General features: G+C 50.7%; 13 protein-coding genes. 10 read left to right on the forward strand and 3 right to left on the reverse strand.

Features of this window, described 5'->3' with window-relative positions; translation table 11 throughout:
* Positions 1-12: 12 nt before the first annotated feature.
* Positions 13-441 carry a hypothetical protein gene (locus tag NST84_RS12475; RefSeq protein ID WP_342565876.1) on the reverse strand — a complete coding sequence of 143 codons (429 nt, stop codon included), beginning with the start codon at positions 439-441 and terminating at the stop codon, positions 13-15.
* Positions 442-735: 294 nt separating this feature from the next.
* The gene (locus NST84_RS12480; protein WP_342565877.1) at positions 736-1,671 is read right to left on the reverse strand and encodes an NlpC/P60 family protein; all 936 of its coding nucleotides are present in this window, start codon (positions 1,669-1,671) and stop codon (positions 736-738) included.
* A 332-nt stretch (positions 1,672-2,003) separates the two neighbouring features.
* Here NST84_RS12480 and NST84_RS12485 point away from each other — a divergent pair, with 332 nt between their 5' ends.
* From NST84_RS12485 to NST84_RS12500, 4 genes are all read left to right on the forward strand, one after another.
* Positions 2,004-3,041, forward strand: a complete 1,038-nt coding sequence (locus tag NST84_RS12485) for an ABC transporter substrate-binding protein (protein ID WP_342565878.1) — start codon at positions 2,004-2,006, stop codon at positions 3,039-3,041.
* A 68-nt stretch (positions 3,042-3,109) separates the two neighbouring features.
* Positions 3,110-4,036 carry an ABC transporter permease gene (locus tag NST84_RS12490; RefSeq protein WP_342565879.1) on the forward strand — a complete coding sequence of 309 codons (927 nt, stop codon included), beginning with the start codon at positions 3,110-3,112 and terminating at the stop codon, positions 4,034-4,036.
* On the forward strand, positions 4,023-4,817 hold the full coding sequence (locus NST84_RS12495) for an ABC transporter ATP-binding protein (RefSeq protein ID WP_342565880.1): 795 nt from the start codon (positions 4,023-4,025) through the stop codon (positions 4,815-4,817). Before NST84_RS12490 ends, NST84_RS12495 begins: the two co-directional genes overlap by 14 nt.
* A 245-nt stretch (positions 4,818-5,062) precedes the next feature.
* Positions 5,063-5,947: a GNAT family N-acetyltransferase gene (locus tag NST84_RS12500; protein ID WP_342565881.1), complete on the forward strand. Its 885-nt coding sequence runs from the start codon at positions 5,063-5,065 to the stop codon at positions 5,945-5,947.
* Positions 5,948-6,022: 75 nt separating this feature from the next.
* On the opposite strand, the gene NST84_RS12505 is transcribed toward NST84_RS12500, so the two are convergent.
* On the reverse strand, positions 6,023-6,508 hold the full coding sequence (locus NST84_RS12505) for a DinB family protein (protein ID WP_342565882.1): 486 nt from the start codon (positions 6,506-6,508) through the stop codon (positions 6,023-6,025).
* Between the two features lie 172 nt (positions 6,509-6,680).
* On the opposite strand from NST84_RS12505, the gene NST84_RS12510 reads away from it, so the two are divergent.
* The 6 genes from NST84_RS12510 to NST84_RS12535 all read left to right on the forward strand — a co-directional run bounded on the left by NST84_RS12510 (position 6,681) and on the right by NST84_RS12535 (position 13,955).
* Complete coding sequence (locus NST84_RS12510; RefSeq protein WP_342565883.1) at positions 6,681-7,472, forward strand: SDR family NAD(P)-dependent oxidoreductase; 792 nt, start codon at positions 6,681-6,683, stop codon at positions 7,470-7,472.
* Positions 7,473-7,705: 233 nt separating this feature from the next.
* Complete coding sequence (locus NST84_RS12515) at positions 7,706-8,428, forward strand: MgtC/SapB family protein (protein WP_342565884.1); 723 nt, start codon at positions 7,706-7,708, stop codon at positions 8,426-8,428.
* An 84-nt stretch (positions 8,429-8,512) separates the two neighbouring features.
* Complete coding sequence (locus NST84_RS12520) at positions 8,513-9,502, forward strand: aldose 1-epimerase (protein ID WP_342565885.1); 990 nt, start codon at positions 8,513-8,515, stop codon at positions 9,500-9,502.
* 220 nt (positions 9,503-9,722) lie between these two features.
* A complete protein-coding gene (locus tag NST84_RS12525; RefSeq protein ID WP_342565886.1) occupies positions 9,723-11,528 on the forward strand; it encodes an LTA synthase family protein in 1,806 nt (601 codons plus the stop codon).
* Between the two features lie 171 nt (positions 11,529-11,699).
* Positions 11,700-12,368 carry a TraX family protein gene (locus tag NST84_RS12530; protein WP_342565887.1) on the forward strand — a complete coding sequence of 223 codons (669 nt, stop codon included), beginning with the start codon at positions 11,700-11,702 and terminating at the stop codon, positions 12,366-12,368.
* Between the two features lie 69 nt (positions 12,369-12,437).
* The gene (locus tag NST84_RS12535; protein WP_342565888.1) at positions 12,438-13,955 is read left to right on the forward strand and encodes a copper amine oxidase N-terminal domain-containing protein; all 1,518 of its coding nucleotides are present in this window, start codon (positions 12,438-12,440) and stop codon (positions 13,953-13,955) included.
* The last annotated feature ends 22 nt before the right edge of the window (positions 13,956-13,977 follow it).

Below are 13,977 nucleotides of genomic sequence, written 5' to 3' on the forward strand. Positions count from 1 at the left end.
AGGAAACTTTATTTAGTTCCGCCGCAGTGGCGGGAGTAAGATTGACATTAGCGAAGACTTGGGGAATTCAGATGAAAAAAATTGAGCATGTAATTTTACATAATTGGACATATATTTAAGCGGCTGCAGCAGCAGCCGTTTCAGACGGTGATAAAAGGCTGGATACAGCAGGACGAAACAGACAGGCAGCCCCTGCTCCGGCTCAGAAGGCAGAGGGTTTCCGTGATAGACAGCGCGCATAAACGGAATAGACTTGGGTAGGGGAGGCAGCATACGTGCCGGCTGCGACATTTTATGTTCATAGCGTTCGATATGCGGCCTGTGCTCGGATTCTGCACTGCTGACGGCTCCTGAGGAGCTGCTTAGTGTCATGAAAAGCAATAGCGGAATCAAAGCTGCACGCAGCCAGATTGTAAGCGGTTTACGGGCTAGATATGCCATCTCGGAAACACCTCCTTACTGTATCTTGTAGTTTAAGCATACCATATGTTTTGCACAAGAACCAATGGATTGCCCGGAATTGTAACCCCAAATAGGCAGAGAAACCGAAAGATCGCCAGTAAATAAACGGTTTTTAAAGAATAACAGGCTTTAGAATAAAATTTTTGACGATGTTGTGGATAATTGGCCCGGGATGAATGATTTACAGGCTTGTTATTATGGAGCAGCAGTCCAAAAACCAGCGGCCGGTATCCGGTTCCTCCGCTGGTTTTGGCTGTTCTTATAAATGCTGTCCTACAGAACCCGCTGCATGTGGATAATGACGTTATGCCAATATCCGGAATCAAGCTCGCTGATCTGTACACCGGGTTCTCCCCAGGTATGAATGAACTTCCCATTACCGATATAAATACCCACATGTCCGGGAACTGCGTCGCTCTCAAAGCGTCCGGGGACGGTGAAGAAAATCAGATCCCCTGCTTTAAGATCATCGCGGCTCACCCGCCGGCCGATGTTGTCCTGATCCCGGGCTAGCCGCGGCAGTTCTACACCGAACTTCCTGAATACGTGGCGGGTGAAGGAGGAACAGTCAAACTTCTTGGTTTCTTCGTAGGTGCCTGCTCCGAAATCATAAGGGACACCTAAAAATTTCTTGGCATAGGCTACAAGCTCTCCGGTATCCACATCGGATGTGCTTTGAATCCGCAATGTATTCGGCGCTCCCGTGCCGGCTGCCTTGCCGTTTATTACACCAGAGTCCTTGTCGGTCGGAGCTGCAATATTAATTTCACCTGTTGTCGGATTCCAGCCGACCTCAGTCTGCAGCAGTTTGGACAGGGAGGTTGGCGTAATGTAAATTTGACCGTCCCGGCGGACGGGAGCATCGGGCAGTGTTACTTTATCACCAAGCGAGAACACTTGTGCTGAATTGGGCTTCAACATATACATCACGTCGGTATAACCGATTTTGGCGTAGCCTCCGCTGGAAGTGTCATCCTTCATCCTGTACCCAAGTGCGGCTGCGGCAGGCTTCAGCGGAATCCAGAATTTGCCGTTATCATCTTTAACATATGATTTTTCATAATAGCTGCCGGCAAATGCGCCGGAAGGGGTAATGGAGTTAACCTTGGGCTTCTGGTCGTTCTGATAATATCCGCAGGCACTGCCAGTCAGGGAAAGGGCAACTAACAGCGCTGCGGCGGCTGATTTTTTGGATACGGTATTCTTCATATGTCACGCTCCATCTTCAGACTGTAGCTTCAGTTTGTGCAGGATGCGGTAAATTATTAGCATAGAGTTACTGGGTCTGCTGCCTGTTCCTGCATAAGGCGGTCTCTTCGTACAGAGCTTGTCGATATTGTGCGTATATTGTAATAACTGGATTGGTGATAAACGATTGACGGATATACAACCTACATATAATATAAGTTTAATAGAAAGCTGTATTTGATGTGAGATTGATGTAAGCTTTTGCTTTAATGCTTTTAAAGATGAAAGCGATAATGCTGAGTCGCTCCCATTGATACACGCGCTGATACCGTAAACAGAAAAGGGGTTATCTGATGAAGAAATCGAAAATTTGGGCCGGTCTGGGCCTGTGCCTGATGCTGGTTGCTGCAGGCTGCGGAAACAACAATGCGGTTAACACGGACTCTGGGAATAGCAATGCAGGTACGGACGAAGGTAAATCCTACAAAATTGCCATCTCACAATATGTGGAGCACCCGTCCCTCGACGCTACACGCGACGGCTTCCTTGCTGCACTGAAGGATGCGGGGATTGTTGAAGGAGAGAATCTGACAGTTGACCTGCAGAACGCCCAGGCGGATCAGGCAAACAACCTGTCGATTGCCCAGAAGATTGCCGGCGACAAAAATGATCTCGTACTAGGTATTGCAACGCCTTCTGCCCAAGCTCTTGTGCAGAATGTGAAGGATACACCGATCCTGTTCGCAGCGGTCACAGATCCGCTGGATGCCAAGATTGTCAGCGATCTCGAGAAGCCGGGCGGTAACGTCTCTGGTGCTTCGGATACAAACCCTGAGGCGATTACCCGGCTGATGAACTTTATTGCTACCCAATTCCCTAATGTGAAAAAGCTCGGGCTTGTCATTAATGAAGGTGAACCGAATGCTGTAGTGATGGCGGGAATTGCCAAGGAAGAGCTGGACAAGCACGGGATCGAGCTTGTGAAGGCAGCGATTACCAACACTTCCGAAGTGAAGCAGGCTGCAGAATCTCTGGTTGGCCGGGTAGATGCATTCTACATCACACTGGATAACTCAGTTGTCAGCGGTGTGGATGCAATTATCCAGACGGCAAATGACAATAAGCTGCCATTCTTCTCCGCGGACCGCGATACCGTTGAGAAGGGTGCTTTTGCAACTGTAGGCTTTAAGTACTATGATCATGGTTATCAGGTTGGAGAAATGGCTGCAGATGTACTGAAGAACGGCACGAGCCCTGGCGATATGAAAGTTGCAATGCAGGAGAAGCTGGACTTGATTCTTAACCTCAAAGCAGCAGCTGCCCAAGGCATTGAAGTAACGGATGCCATGAAGGCTGAAGTGGCTGACCAGGCGAACAATATCATTCAATAATAGCCAGACATTATTATGGGGCGATCCCGGACGGGACGCCCCTTGCCGCTTGAAGGAGGAAGTCACCTATGTATAATTCAATGCTCGGCGCCCTGGAAATGGGCCTCTTGTATGCGTTTATGGCTTTAGGGGTATATATTACCTTCCGGATTCTTGATTTTCCGGATTTGACTGTGGATGGAAGCTTTACAACCGGCGGGGCCATTGCCGCTGTTATGATTACAAACGGGGCTGCGCCTTGGCTGGCTACACTATGCGCACTTGCCGGCGGTATGGTAGCCGGGATGTGTACAGGGCTGCTGCACACTAAAGGCAAAATTAACGGGCTGCTGTCAGGAATTCTCATGATGATTGCGCTTTATTCAATCAATCTGCGGATTCTGGGCAAACCGAATGTCTCGCTGATGGGTGAGACTACCTTATTCAGCTCGATTAATCCGCTGCTTGTTATGCCATTTGTAGTGATACTGGTCAAGATTCTAATGGACCTGTTCCTGCGGACAGACCTTGGACTTGCATTGCGGGCAACCGGTGACAACTCACGGATGATCCGCAGCTTCGGGGTCAACACGGATACTACGACAATTCTCGGCATCAGTCTGTCAAACGGCATGGTTGCACTTTCGGGTGCGCTGATTGCCCAGTATTCTACTTTTGCCGATTCTTCTATGGGTATTGGTATGATTGTTATCGGTTTGGCTTCCGTTATTATCGGGGAAGCTATTTTTGGAGCAGGTTCTGTCTTCCGGGCTACTCTGGCTGCGGTACTCGGCTCCATTGTATACCGGATTGTCGTCGCGCTTGCGCTGCGGGTGCCTTGGCTGGAAGCCTCTGACCTGAAGCTGATTACGGCTATCATCGTTATTATTGCCCTGCTGTTCCCTTCCATTCAGCGTTATTTGAAGACGAAGAGCAGCGCACGCAAACGTACAGCCGAGCTAGCAGAGCAGGCTCTGCGCAGGAAGAAAGGGGGAACAGCTAATGCTGAAGCTTGATAATGTCTCCAAGCTGTTCAATCCCGGCACACCGGATGAAAAAATTGCCCTGCTTGGCATTGACCTTGAACTGAAGGCTGGTGATTTCGTTACGATCATCGGCAGCAACGGCGCCGGCAAATCTACGCTGATGAATATTATTTCCGGGGTAATGAAGCCGGATCTGGGCGAAGCGCATATTGAGGGGAGTTCAATCAGCCATCTGCCCGAGTACCAGCGGGCCCGCTGGATCGGCCGGGTCTTCCAGGATCCGATGGCCGGTACAGCCCCGCACATGACGATTGAAGAGAACCTGGCGATGGCCTACAAACGCGGCCAGAGCCGCGGCCTGTCCTTTGGGGTGAATGCGGCAAGACGGACTATCTTCCGTGAACAATTGAGCCGTCTGGGCATCGGTCTTGAGAACCGCCTGCGGGCCAAGGTAGGCCTGCTGTCCGGCGGAGAACGGCAGGCACTCAGCCTGCTGATGGCCACTTTTACGCAGCCGCAGATTCTGCTGCTGGATGAGCATACGGCAGCGCTTGACCCTGCCCGTGCTGATCTGATTACGAAGCTGACAGAAACAATTGTACGTGAGATGAAGCTGACGACACTGATGGTTACCCATAATATGGAGCAGGCGATCCGTCTCGGTAACCGGCTCATTATGATGGATAAGGGCTCCATTATCCTGGACATCGATGAAACGCGTAAAAAGGACCTTACTGTTGAACGCCTGCTGGGCGAATTCGAAGCCATCAGCGGCCATAAGCTGGCGGATGACCGGATGATGCTGGGCTAAGGAACTACTTCCGGTAATCGGGCTAAAGACAGGAGCACAGCTAAGCAATAAACTGTGTTCCTGTCTTTTTTGTTGTGGCTGTATTGACAGTAGCGGAAATTGAAATACACTTGGAAGGTGCCTAATGGGTAAGACTTAAAAGGAGGCGTTACAATGGCAACTTTAACTAACCGGACAGAACTAAGAGGAATAATGCCTGATCGTCCATAAACTGCATAGTTCCCTCTAAAATGAGGTTATCCTTAATGCAGCACCTTATCTACAAAATGACAGATTACAGTGACGCTCAGCTTGAGCTGGTCCGCAGCCTGGAACAAATATGTAAAACAGCGGACAGCTCCAGTCTGCGGGTAGGCATTGAAAGCCTGAAGGAAGCTGGTGGTGATGAAGCCTATCTTTACCTGAGCGGCGGCCGGTTAACCGGATTTCTCAGCTGGTATACTTCAGACGGTATAGAAGCCAATCTTAATGCTATGGTTCATCCGGACTTCCGGAAACAGGGGATTTTCCGCAGCCTCTTGCAGGAAGCCGTGAAGGATATGCGCAAGCAGAGGCTGTCCACCTGCCGTATTCGGGTTCCCGCCGACTCTGAGCCGGGAATTCAGGCTGTGCGTATGTTAGGCGCAGATTTTGCCGCTGCCCAGTACACCATGATGTTAAACAACGGGAAGGCAGCTGCATTACACCAGTGCATCCATCAAACCCGGGATGTGGTCATCCGCCGGGCAGAGGCACTGGATTCAGAATTCATGGTAGCTTGCCTGTCGCAGGCCTTTGGTGATTCTGCGGAATGGACGCGCAGCTATCTGAAGCGTACCGCAACTCCGGACCGGGTGACCTATATTGCTGAGACAGGCGTTGGACCAGCGGGGATGCTCCGGATTCACTATCCGGGTCATTCGCTGGCCGTTATCCATGATTTTTGTGTTGTGCCTGATCAGCAGGGCAGGGGGATTGGCAGAAAGATTTTAGCCGCGGCCGTCGATCTCCTTTCACCGCAAGAAGGATTGAAGATTCGTCTAAGCGTAGTGACCGGAAACATCCAGGCTTTAAAGCTATATCAGAACACCGGCTTTGAAATAACGGCTGAGTCGCATTACTATGTAAGCCCCTTAAGCCGGTTAAGCTAGATAACAAAAATGGACCGCTGCAGATTATATTCTGCGCGGTCCATTTTGTGCTGCGTATAATCTCCATTTTCACACTCAGACCGCTGCCAGCGCCTCTTTAAGCTGGGCAAGGTGGCGCTCTTCATGAATGCCGACAAAATCAACCCACTGCGCCACATCCATAATTCCGAATACAGGATGCGGATACACCTTCCGGCTCCATACATCCCTGTCACTCTGGGCCAGCACCGCTTCCAGCGCTGCACGGGACTGGTCCAGCCGCGCCCGGACATCGCCAAGCGGAATGAATTCCTCAGTAGGTACCAGATGGGCCGGGGCATCAATAAACCGGGAGCGGTCAAGCGTCAGCTGATAAGGCTTCGGCTCAGTGGTTGTGTCGCTGTCAGCCGAGAGTGCCTGCATAATACCCGCGGTAATAGCTTTTTCCATTAGATAAAGATGCTCCATGACCTGCACAGCTGACCATTTGCCCTCAGCAGGCTTCTGATTCAGCGTTTCTGATGACAGGCCGGATACAGCCTCATAAATCTGCTCACGGATGTCTTCGTTATGTGTCTTCATATCACCAGTCTCCTCTGCATGCGTTTAAGTGTGAATGTCATTACAGATTGTTGCTGCTATTTCTAATGTTATCCACGTTAATGTCGGAAGTCAAAATCTCAAGAGCGCGGTTCATTTTATTGAATGCGAGGTAAAGGTTAGGGAAAGAACAACAACAGGAGGGAACATAACGATGGCAGAACTTAAATTAGCAGGCAAAGTAGCAGTTGTAACCGGCGGCGGTTCCGGTATAGGCAAGGCGTCTGTTCTGGAATTCGCCAGAAACGGAGCCAAGGTGATCCTGCTGGACCGTACCCTTGATAATGCTGAAAAAGTGAAGCGTCAGGTAGAGCAGGCGGGCGGTGAGGCGCATGTCATCGAGTGTGATATTGAACAGCCTCAGCAGGTGAAGGAAGCCATCAATCAGGCTGCGGCCAAGTGGGGCCGGCTGGATATTGTATTTGCAAATGCCGGAATTAACGGAGCAATGGCCCCGATTGAAACGATGGAGATAGAGGACTGGGATCAGACCATTCACATCAACTTGCGGGGGACATTTGCAACGGTCAAATACGCGATACCGCATCTCAAGGAGAAGGGCGGCAGCATTCTGATTAACAGCTCGATTAACGGTAACCGTGTCTTTTCCAATATCGGGTTCTCAGCTTACAGCACCACCAAGGCGGGGCAGGTCGCTTTTATGAAAATGGCGGCGCTTGAGCTGGCCCAGTACAATATCAGGGTCAACGCCATCTGTCCTGGTGCGATCACTACCAATATCGATGACAATACCTACCCTTCTGAGGATCTCCAGGAAGTGCAGATCCAGGTCGAGTTCCCGGATGGCGATCAGCCGCTTGAGGAAGCGCCGGGACGTCCGGATCAGGTAGCCAAGCTGGCCCTGTTCCTTGCTTCCAATGATTCCGATCATATTACAGGTACAGAAATTTATTGTGACGGTGCAGAATCCCTGCTGCATGGGTAGTCCATTCTAAACGGGAATAGCCCTGCATAAGCATTTAAAGAATAGTTCCTCCTTCCGAAGAAACGGATTCCATCAGCGGCACAGCTGCAGCAGCCTCTCACGGGTTAATGCAGTATGCGGCAGAGCGGCATGCGTTTCTTCTTTATTTTAATTTCCTCTTTATTTTAAATTGTATCAAGCCTGGCCGCCGTTTTGAGGTATACTGATTCTATCTGTTTTTTAGAGGAGGAGCCATGAGTATTGATCTTCATACTGAATCGATTGTAAAACTGCTGGTAGCCATGCTGTTCGGGCTGTTCATCGGCATCGACCGGCAATTAAAGCAGAAACCGCTGGGGATCCGGACCAGCATGGTTATCAGCATCGCAAGCTGTCTGGTGACGCTTGTCTCCATTCATGCCTACGACAAGTTTGGCGGGGCAGAACATCCTACGATGGACCCGATGCGTCTGGCGGCACAGATTGTCAGCGGGATCGGTTTCCTGGGGGCCGGTGTTATTTTGCGCAGGGGCGGAGATGCCATTTCGGGTCTGACCTCAGCGGCGCTGATCTGGACTGCCTCAGGGATCGGAATTGCGGTAGGCGCAGGCTTTTATCTGGAAGCGGGGTATGCGGTAGTGCTGCTTATGTTCGCTGTTAACGCAGTTCCGCTGCTGATCAAGGCGATTGGCCCTGAGGTGCTTAACAAGCATGAAATCTCCGTCAAAATCATCATGGAGCCCAACTACGTGCTGACAGAGGTTATCCAGAAGATTGAGGGGCGGCCAATGACAGAACAGCGTAAAACACGTAAACCGGGCCGGTCCATCCGCCGGATGAAAATCAAGGATCTGGATGACGGCAGACAGCTGATTGATATGGTTTTGTCCGCGCCTGACCATGATTATGCGACAGAAATCTACTATGATGTGAAAAAAATAGAACATGTCATGAGCGTCGAAGTGGAACAATTGTAAAAATGCCATGTTACCGCTTCCGCAGATGTGTTAATCTATTTAAGAGAGTCATTTTGAGAATATGGAAGGGAGAAGAAATTTACGATGTCGATTACTGCATATGAAGGACAATTTGAAGGTGAAGCTGCGGTCTGGCTGAAGGCCGGACGTTATGAGGCGGCCATTCTGCCGCACATCGGGGGCAACCTGATCTGCTTCCGCGATACTGAGAACGGATACCGCTTCCTGCATGAGCCCGCTGCTGAGGAAATGGAGGCTTTTAAAGCCAGTCCCGGGATTCACGGCATTCCGGTGCTGTTCCCTCCAAACCGTTATGAGGACGGGGAATTTCCGTTTAACGGCCAGACGTATCACCTTCCGGTGAATGAGACGGCGACCGGCAACCATCTGCATGGGTTTTTACATACTTCTGCCTGGGAAGTGGAGGAATTCGGCAGCGGTAAAAGCGAAAGCTTTGTCACAGTAGCCATCAAGGTGGATGAGGACCATCCTTCCTATCAATATCTGCCGTTCAAATATACCGTTAAGCTGCGCTATACGCTGGGTGAGGGCGGATTATCCAAGCAGCTGCTGGTGCACAATGACGGTGAAGAGCTGATGCCGTGTCTGCTGGCGTTCCATACTGCCATTAATGCACCGTTTGCACCGGGCAGTACACCGCAGGATTACAAAGTGAAGCTGACCATTGGTGAACGCTGGGAGCTTAACGAGCGTATGCTGCCTACGGGTGCTTATCAGGAGCTGACCGCGGACGAAATTGCCCTGCGTGATGAAGGTTTGTATCCGTTCTATGCGTCAATGGACAATCACTATACTGCAGTGGCCCAGAATGGCCGTAACCGGATGGAACTCACAGACAGCAAATCCGGGGTAACCCTGGTTTATGATGTTGGAACATCGTACAAGCAGTGGATGATCTGGAACAACGGGGCGACCGAAGGCTTCTTTTGCCCTGAACCGCAGATTAACCTAGTTAATGCGCCTAAGGTTGATCTTCCGGCTGATCAAATCGGCCTGTTCAGCCTGGCACCGGGTGAGTTCTGGGAAGAGACCAGCCGTCTGTATGTAAAATAGTACGGTCAAGCTTGGCTGGCCTTGCGTGTTGAAATGTTTAAAATAGGGCGGGATGCAGCCAAGGTGCTGCTTCCCGCTTTTTTGCTTGTATAAAAAAGTATATCCCCGGCAGACAGAGGTCAAGAATAGGAGCAGCGGCGCAAAAGGCTGGCCAAAATTTAATCCTGCTTTAAGGAAAATGGCGTATACTACACGTTTAGTATAGTTAGGAGTGATTATTTTGCGCCACACGCTGTTGTCCCGGAGAGTCTTCCTGCTGGCTGCCGGCCTGCTTTTTACCGGCTTTCTGCTAAATTCCTGCCTGCAGACCGCCTCATTTGGTCTGGATTTCCAGCGCATGTTCGGCTGGATTTCCCAGTATCCGCTGCTGTATATAACCGGCAGCCTCTTTTTCTTCTTTCTGCTGCTTGCAGCTCTGGTCATTCTGCCCAATATGTACATCGGGCCCGGAATCATTATACTGCTTGTTGCTATAACGGCTACTGCAGATTATAAAAAGCTGGCGACGACCGGGGAGCCGCTGTTTCCCTGGGATCTGCTGCTGCTTAAAAATGCGGCAGATATGCGCACTATTACAAAAGGCATGATCTCGCCGCTGATGCTGGCAGCAGCCGTGTTATCCGCTGCTGTGCTGATCTGGCTGCTGCGGAGGCTGCCGGTGCTGAAGCTGCGCCTGCCGCTTAGGTTTCTGCTGGGCTCAGCATCCATCCTTATGCTGGCCGGATTTATCAGTATGGTCGGCGGGCAGAGCTCACTTGCGTCCTCGCTGAAATACCAGAATGTATTCTGGAACCAGAAGGTGAATTATACACAGAACGGTTTTCTGTACGCTTTTACCGGTAATCTGAAGCAGAATCTGATGGAGCAGCCGGAAGGGTACAGCCGTCAGGCAATTAAAGAAATTGCCGCCAGGTACAGTGAACAGCCGGCTGCCGTGCGTGCGTCTGCTGCCGGGGAGCAGCCCAATATTCTGTTCATGATGGATGAAGCCTTCTTTGACCTTACCCGGCTGGAAGGGCTTGCTTTCAGTGAAGATCCGCTCAGCTTCATTCATGCGGCGGAGTCTAAAGTACCGTCGGGGTATCTGCTCTCACCGGAATTTGGCGGAAACACGGCCAACGTGGAGTTTGAAGCGCTGACCGGGTTGTCCATGTACTTTTTGAATGACGGGTCTATACCCTATCAGCAGCGGCTGGTCAAAATGTCCTCAATGCCGTCCATCGTCAGCATTCTGAAGGAGCGGGGGTACAAGGCGGAAGCGCTGCATCCTTTTGATGCAACCTTTTATAACCGCAACCGTGTGTATCCTGTGCTTGGCTTCGATTCCTTTACCAGCGAAAAGGATCTGGGTGACAGCGGCCGGATCACCCCTGACGGTTATATCTCCGACAAGTTCGCCGTACAGGAGGCGGTGCGCCGGCTAAAGTCAGCAGCAGACCCGCTGTTTCTTCATCTGGTAACGATGCAGAACCATTTTCCGTTCACCAAAGGGCTGAACGGGCCGAATACGATTAGTGTCAGCGGAGTTCAGGCCGGATATAAAGATGAAATCGAAACCTATGCCCAGAATGCCAGGCTTACAGACGAAGCGCTGGCCGACCTGCAGCAGGAGCTGCTTACGATAGAGCGGCCGACAATCGCCGTATTTTGGGGTGACCATCTGCCGGCGCTGTCGGCAGGAATTTATACGGATGCGGGCTGGGACGGTGAGCCCAGGCTGAAGCATGAGACCAAGCTGATGGTGCTGGCCAACTTTGATATCGGAGCCGATCCGCTCGGAACACTCAGCCCGGCGTTTCTGGGACCGGAGGTATTCCGGCTGTCCGGAATGTCTCTGCCACCGTATTATAAGCTGCTGGAACAAGTCCAAAATGAGATTCCCGGCCTCAGCAAAGCTGTCCTGCTCGGCAGCTCCGGTCCGTTTAGCGGGCTGACCCCGAAACAGCAGGGACTGCTGGACGATTACCGCCTTGTGGAATATGACCTGCTGGAAGGCGAGAACTATTCGGCAGGCCTGTTGTTCTGATCTGTACCTTCATGCCGTCTTCGCATCTGCGGAGGCGGCTCTCTTTTTATATAGGCTCCTAAATAGAAGGAAAACGGATGCATGCTGTGGAAATAATAGACAGGCTTGCGCTGTCCGGCAAAGCATTGGATAATAGCACTCAAAGAACTTTAACTGGAGGCCGGAGCTGAGATGCAGATTATTGCAATGCTGACGATGCTGATTGACCACATGGGCTACATCTTTTTCCCGGATGAGATGGGCTGGAGAATCATTGGAAGAATCGCTTTTCCGATTTACTGCTACGGGCTTGTGCAGGGGCATATACATACTAAGTCGAGACCCAGATACCTTATGCGGCTGCTGCTGATTGCGGTAATTGCCCAGGTGCCGTACAATATGGCGCTTGACCCCGGCGGCTGGAATGTTGTCTTTACGCTGCTGCTCTCGGCCATTGTCCTGCTCATACTGGATAAGCTGCCGTCCATCTGGCTGGGCATCCCGGTTGTGCTGATTGCTATTTATGTAATGGATGTTCTGCCGCTTGACTACAATGCTTACGGTCTGATCCTGGTTCTGATCTTCCGTTATACACGGTCGTATTATATGATTCTGGCACACTTTGTGCTGAATGCCTTTTACCTGTTCTACAGCGGCTGGTTTGTCCAGCTGTTCAGTATTGTACCGACTATCCTGATTGCCGTATTTCCGGCTGCATGGGCCTTTCTTGAAAAAAGAAGGCTGCCCCGCTGGGCTTGGTGGTCTTTTTATCCGGCTCACCTGGCGGTGCTGGCGGTAATGAAGATTATCCTTTACCAGGATTGGGTAAATATTGAATGGAAAACTTTGTTTATGCTGTAGCCTTAATTCAAGTCCTTCCTCTTTTGAGTTGATGGATAGATGTACAAATAACCGAAAAGGAGTCATGCTATGAGGAGATTGAAGAAGGGGACTAAATGGCTGCTGCCGGTACTTGCAATGCTGCTGATTCTGGCAGGTTGTCAGACGGTTGGAGGGCTGGATGTAAACAAGGCACTACTGGGGGATCTTGATGTCAAATCTGTGGAATCCAGTACAACCTTATCCTTAAAGGCGGTTCCGGCTGACGGAATCAGTGCTGAGGATCTGGAAATGGTCGAACTTATCAATTCTTTTTCTGTTAATGTCGCTCATGTTAAGCTGCAGGACAACGGAAATCTTTCCGCAGCCGGCTCGGTGACCTACAAACAGGCAACTGTACCGTTCACCCTGTCGATGGATCAGCAAGCCGTTGTATTTAATGCAGAGGGAGCTAAACAGCCATTCTACTTCCCGCTTGAGAATTATGAGGCTTCCCTGGGTGTAGAAGGGCTCGATGAGAGCAAGCTGCAGGATATCTCCAGGCTTGTTAGCGAATTTGTGGTTAAAAACCTGCCTAACCCTGCTGCAATCAGCGCTACCTCTGTTAGTGAAACTGTGTATGGCCAGCAGCTTAACCTGACGAAGCTACATACCGAAATTACAGGCGAAGAACTGCCTGCCCTGGTGAAGAGCTTCCTCAAATCCGTTTCGAAGGATACTGAAGGCTTCACAGCTTTGATTGGCGGTCTATATGACTATCTGTATCCGCTTCTGACTGCTGCCGGAGCTGATGATGAGCTGGATATGCTTGGCTTCGGCGACATTCCGCTGGAGGATAAGGAAGGCGTTGTAACCGTGGCCCATGATGCTGCCAAGCTGGCAGTGGATGCGCTGCTGCTTGTTTACGACAAACAGCTTGAGAGTCTTTATGAGACTACACCTGAGCTGGCTACGGTTCTGAGCAAGGATACCAAGCTGCAGGTAGATCTGTTTGTAGACAGCGGCTTCCATGTCCGCAAGCAGAATATTGACCTTACCGTTGCTTTGCCAACCAGTGAGGATCTGCCGCTGAAGAGCATTTCCGTACAGTCGGAGAGCCAGACCTGGAACGTGAACGGACCGGTTACTGCAGACCTGATCAGCAAGGAAGGCGCTCTTGATCTGAGCAGCACCGAGCTGACTCCGGGTGAAACGCTGCGTAATTTCGAGCCGGGCTCAACCGTCTACAATGTACTTAAGGATGACTTTAACATCACCGCCAAAACCTTAATGATTGAACCGTACGATGATGATTATTATTATCCTGTAAATATTGGCGGCACAACCTGGGTACCGCTGCGTTATGTAGCAGAAGATCTTGATGCCCAAGTGAAGTGGGATGGTGCAACCAAGTCCATCACAGTAACTGACGATGTCTACGGCGATTCAATTGTATTCAAAATTGGTTCCGATCAGGCACTCGTGAACGGGACGGCTGTGAAGCTGCCGCTTCCGGTGTTTGTGGATGAATACGGGGATGCTAATGTACCGCTCCGTGTACTGGCCGAAGGGCTGCATGCGAAAGTAGAGAAGGACGAGGAAGGCTATATCTGGATCGAACGTCCTTAATCTGCGGTAAAAGTTTAATTGT

The sequence above is a fragment of the Paenibacillus sp. FSL R7-0345 genome, from assembly GCF_038595055.1.
Lineage (GTDB): Bacteria > Bacillota > Bacilli > Paenibacillales > Paenibacillaceae > Paenibacillus_AQ.

Bases quoted from the DNA above. Each gene is read 5' to 3' on its own strand.
- NST84_RS12485 (WP_342565878.1), top strand. From the start codon at position 2,004: ATGAAGAAATCGAAAATTTGGGCCGGTCTGGGCCTGTGCCTGATGCTG.
- NST84_RS12530 (WP_342565887.1), top strand. From the start codon at position 11,700: ATGCAGATTATTGCAATGCTGACGATGCTGATTGACCACATGGGCTAC.
- NST84_RS12510 (WP_342565883.1), top strand. From the start codon at position 6,681: ATGGCAGAACTTAAATTAGCAGGCAAAGTAGCAGTTGTAACCGGCGGC.
- NST84_RS12500 (WP_342565881.1), top strand. From the start codon at position 5,063: ATGCAGCACCTTATCTACAAAATGACAGATTACAGTGACGCTCAGCTT.
- NST84_RS12535 (WP_342565888.1), top strand. From the start codon at position 12,438: ATGAGGAGATTGAAGAAGGGGACTAAATGGCTGCTGCCGGTACTTGCA.
- NST84_RS12515 (WP_342565884.1), top strand. From the start codon at position 7,706: ATGAGTATTGATCTTCATACTGAATCGATTGTAAAACTGCTGGTAGCC.
- NST84_RS12505 (WP_342565882.1), bottom strand. From the start codon at position 6,508: ATGAAGACACATAACGAAGACATCCGTGAGCAGATTTATGAGGCTGTA.
- NST84_RS12495 (WP_342565880.1), top strand. From the start codon at position 4,023: ATGCTGAAGCTTGATAATGTCTCCAAGCTGTTCAATCCCGGCACACCG.
- NST84_RS12475 (WP_342565876.1), bottom strand. From the start codon at position 441: ATGGCATATCTAGCCCGTAAACCGCTTACAATCTGGCTGCGTGCAGCT.
- NST84_RS12490 (WP_342565879.1), top strand. From the start codon at position 3,110: ATGTATAATTCAATGCTCGGCGCCCTGGAAATGGGCCTCTTGTATGCG.
- NST84_RS12520 (WP_342565885.1), top strand. From the start codon at position 8,513: ATGTCGATTACTGCATATGAAGGACAATTTGAAGGTGAAGCTGCGGTC.
- NST84_RS12480 (WP_342565877.1), bottom strand. From the start codon at position 1,671: ATGAAGAATACCGTATCCAAAAAATCAGCCGCCGCAGCGCTGTTAGTT.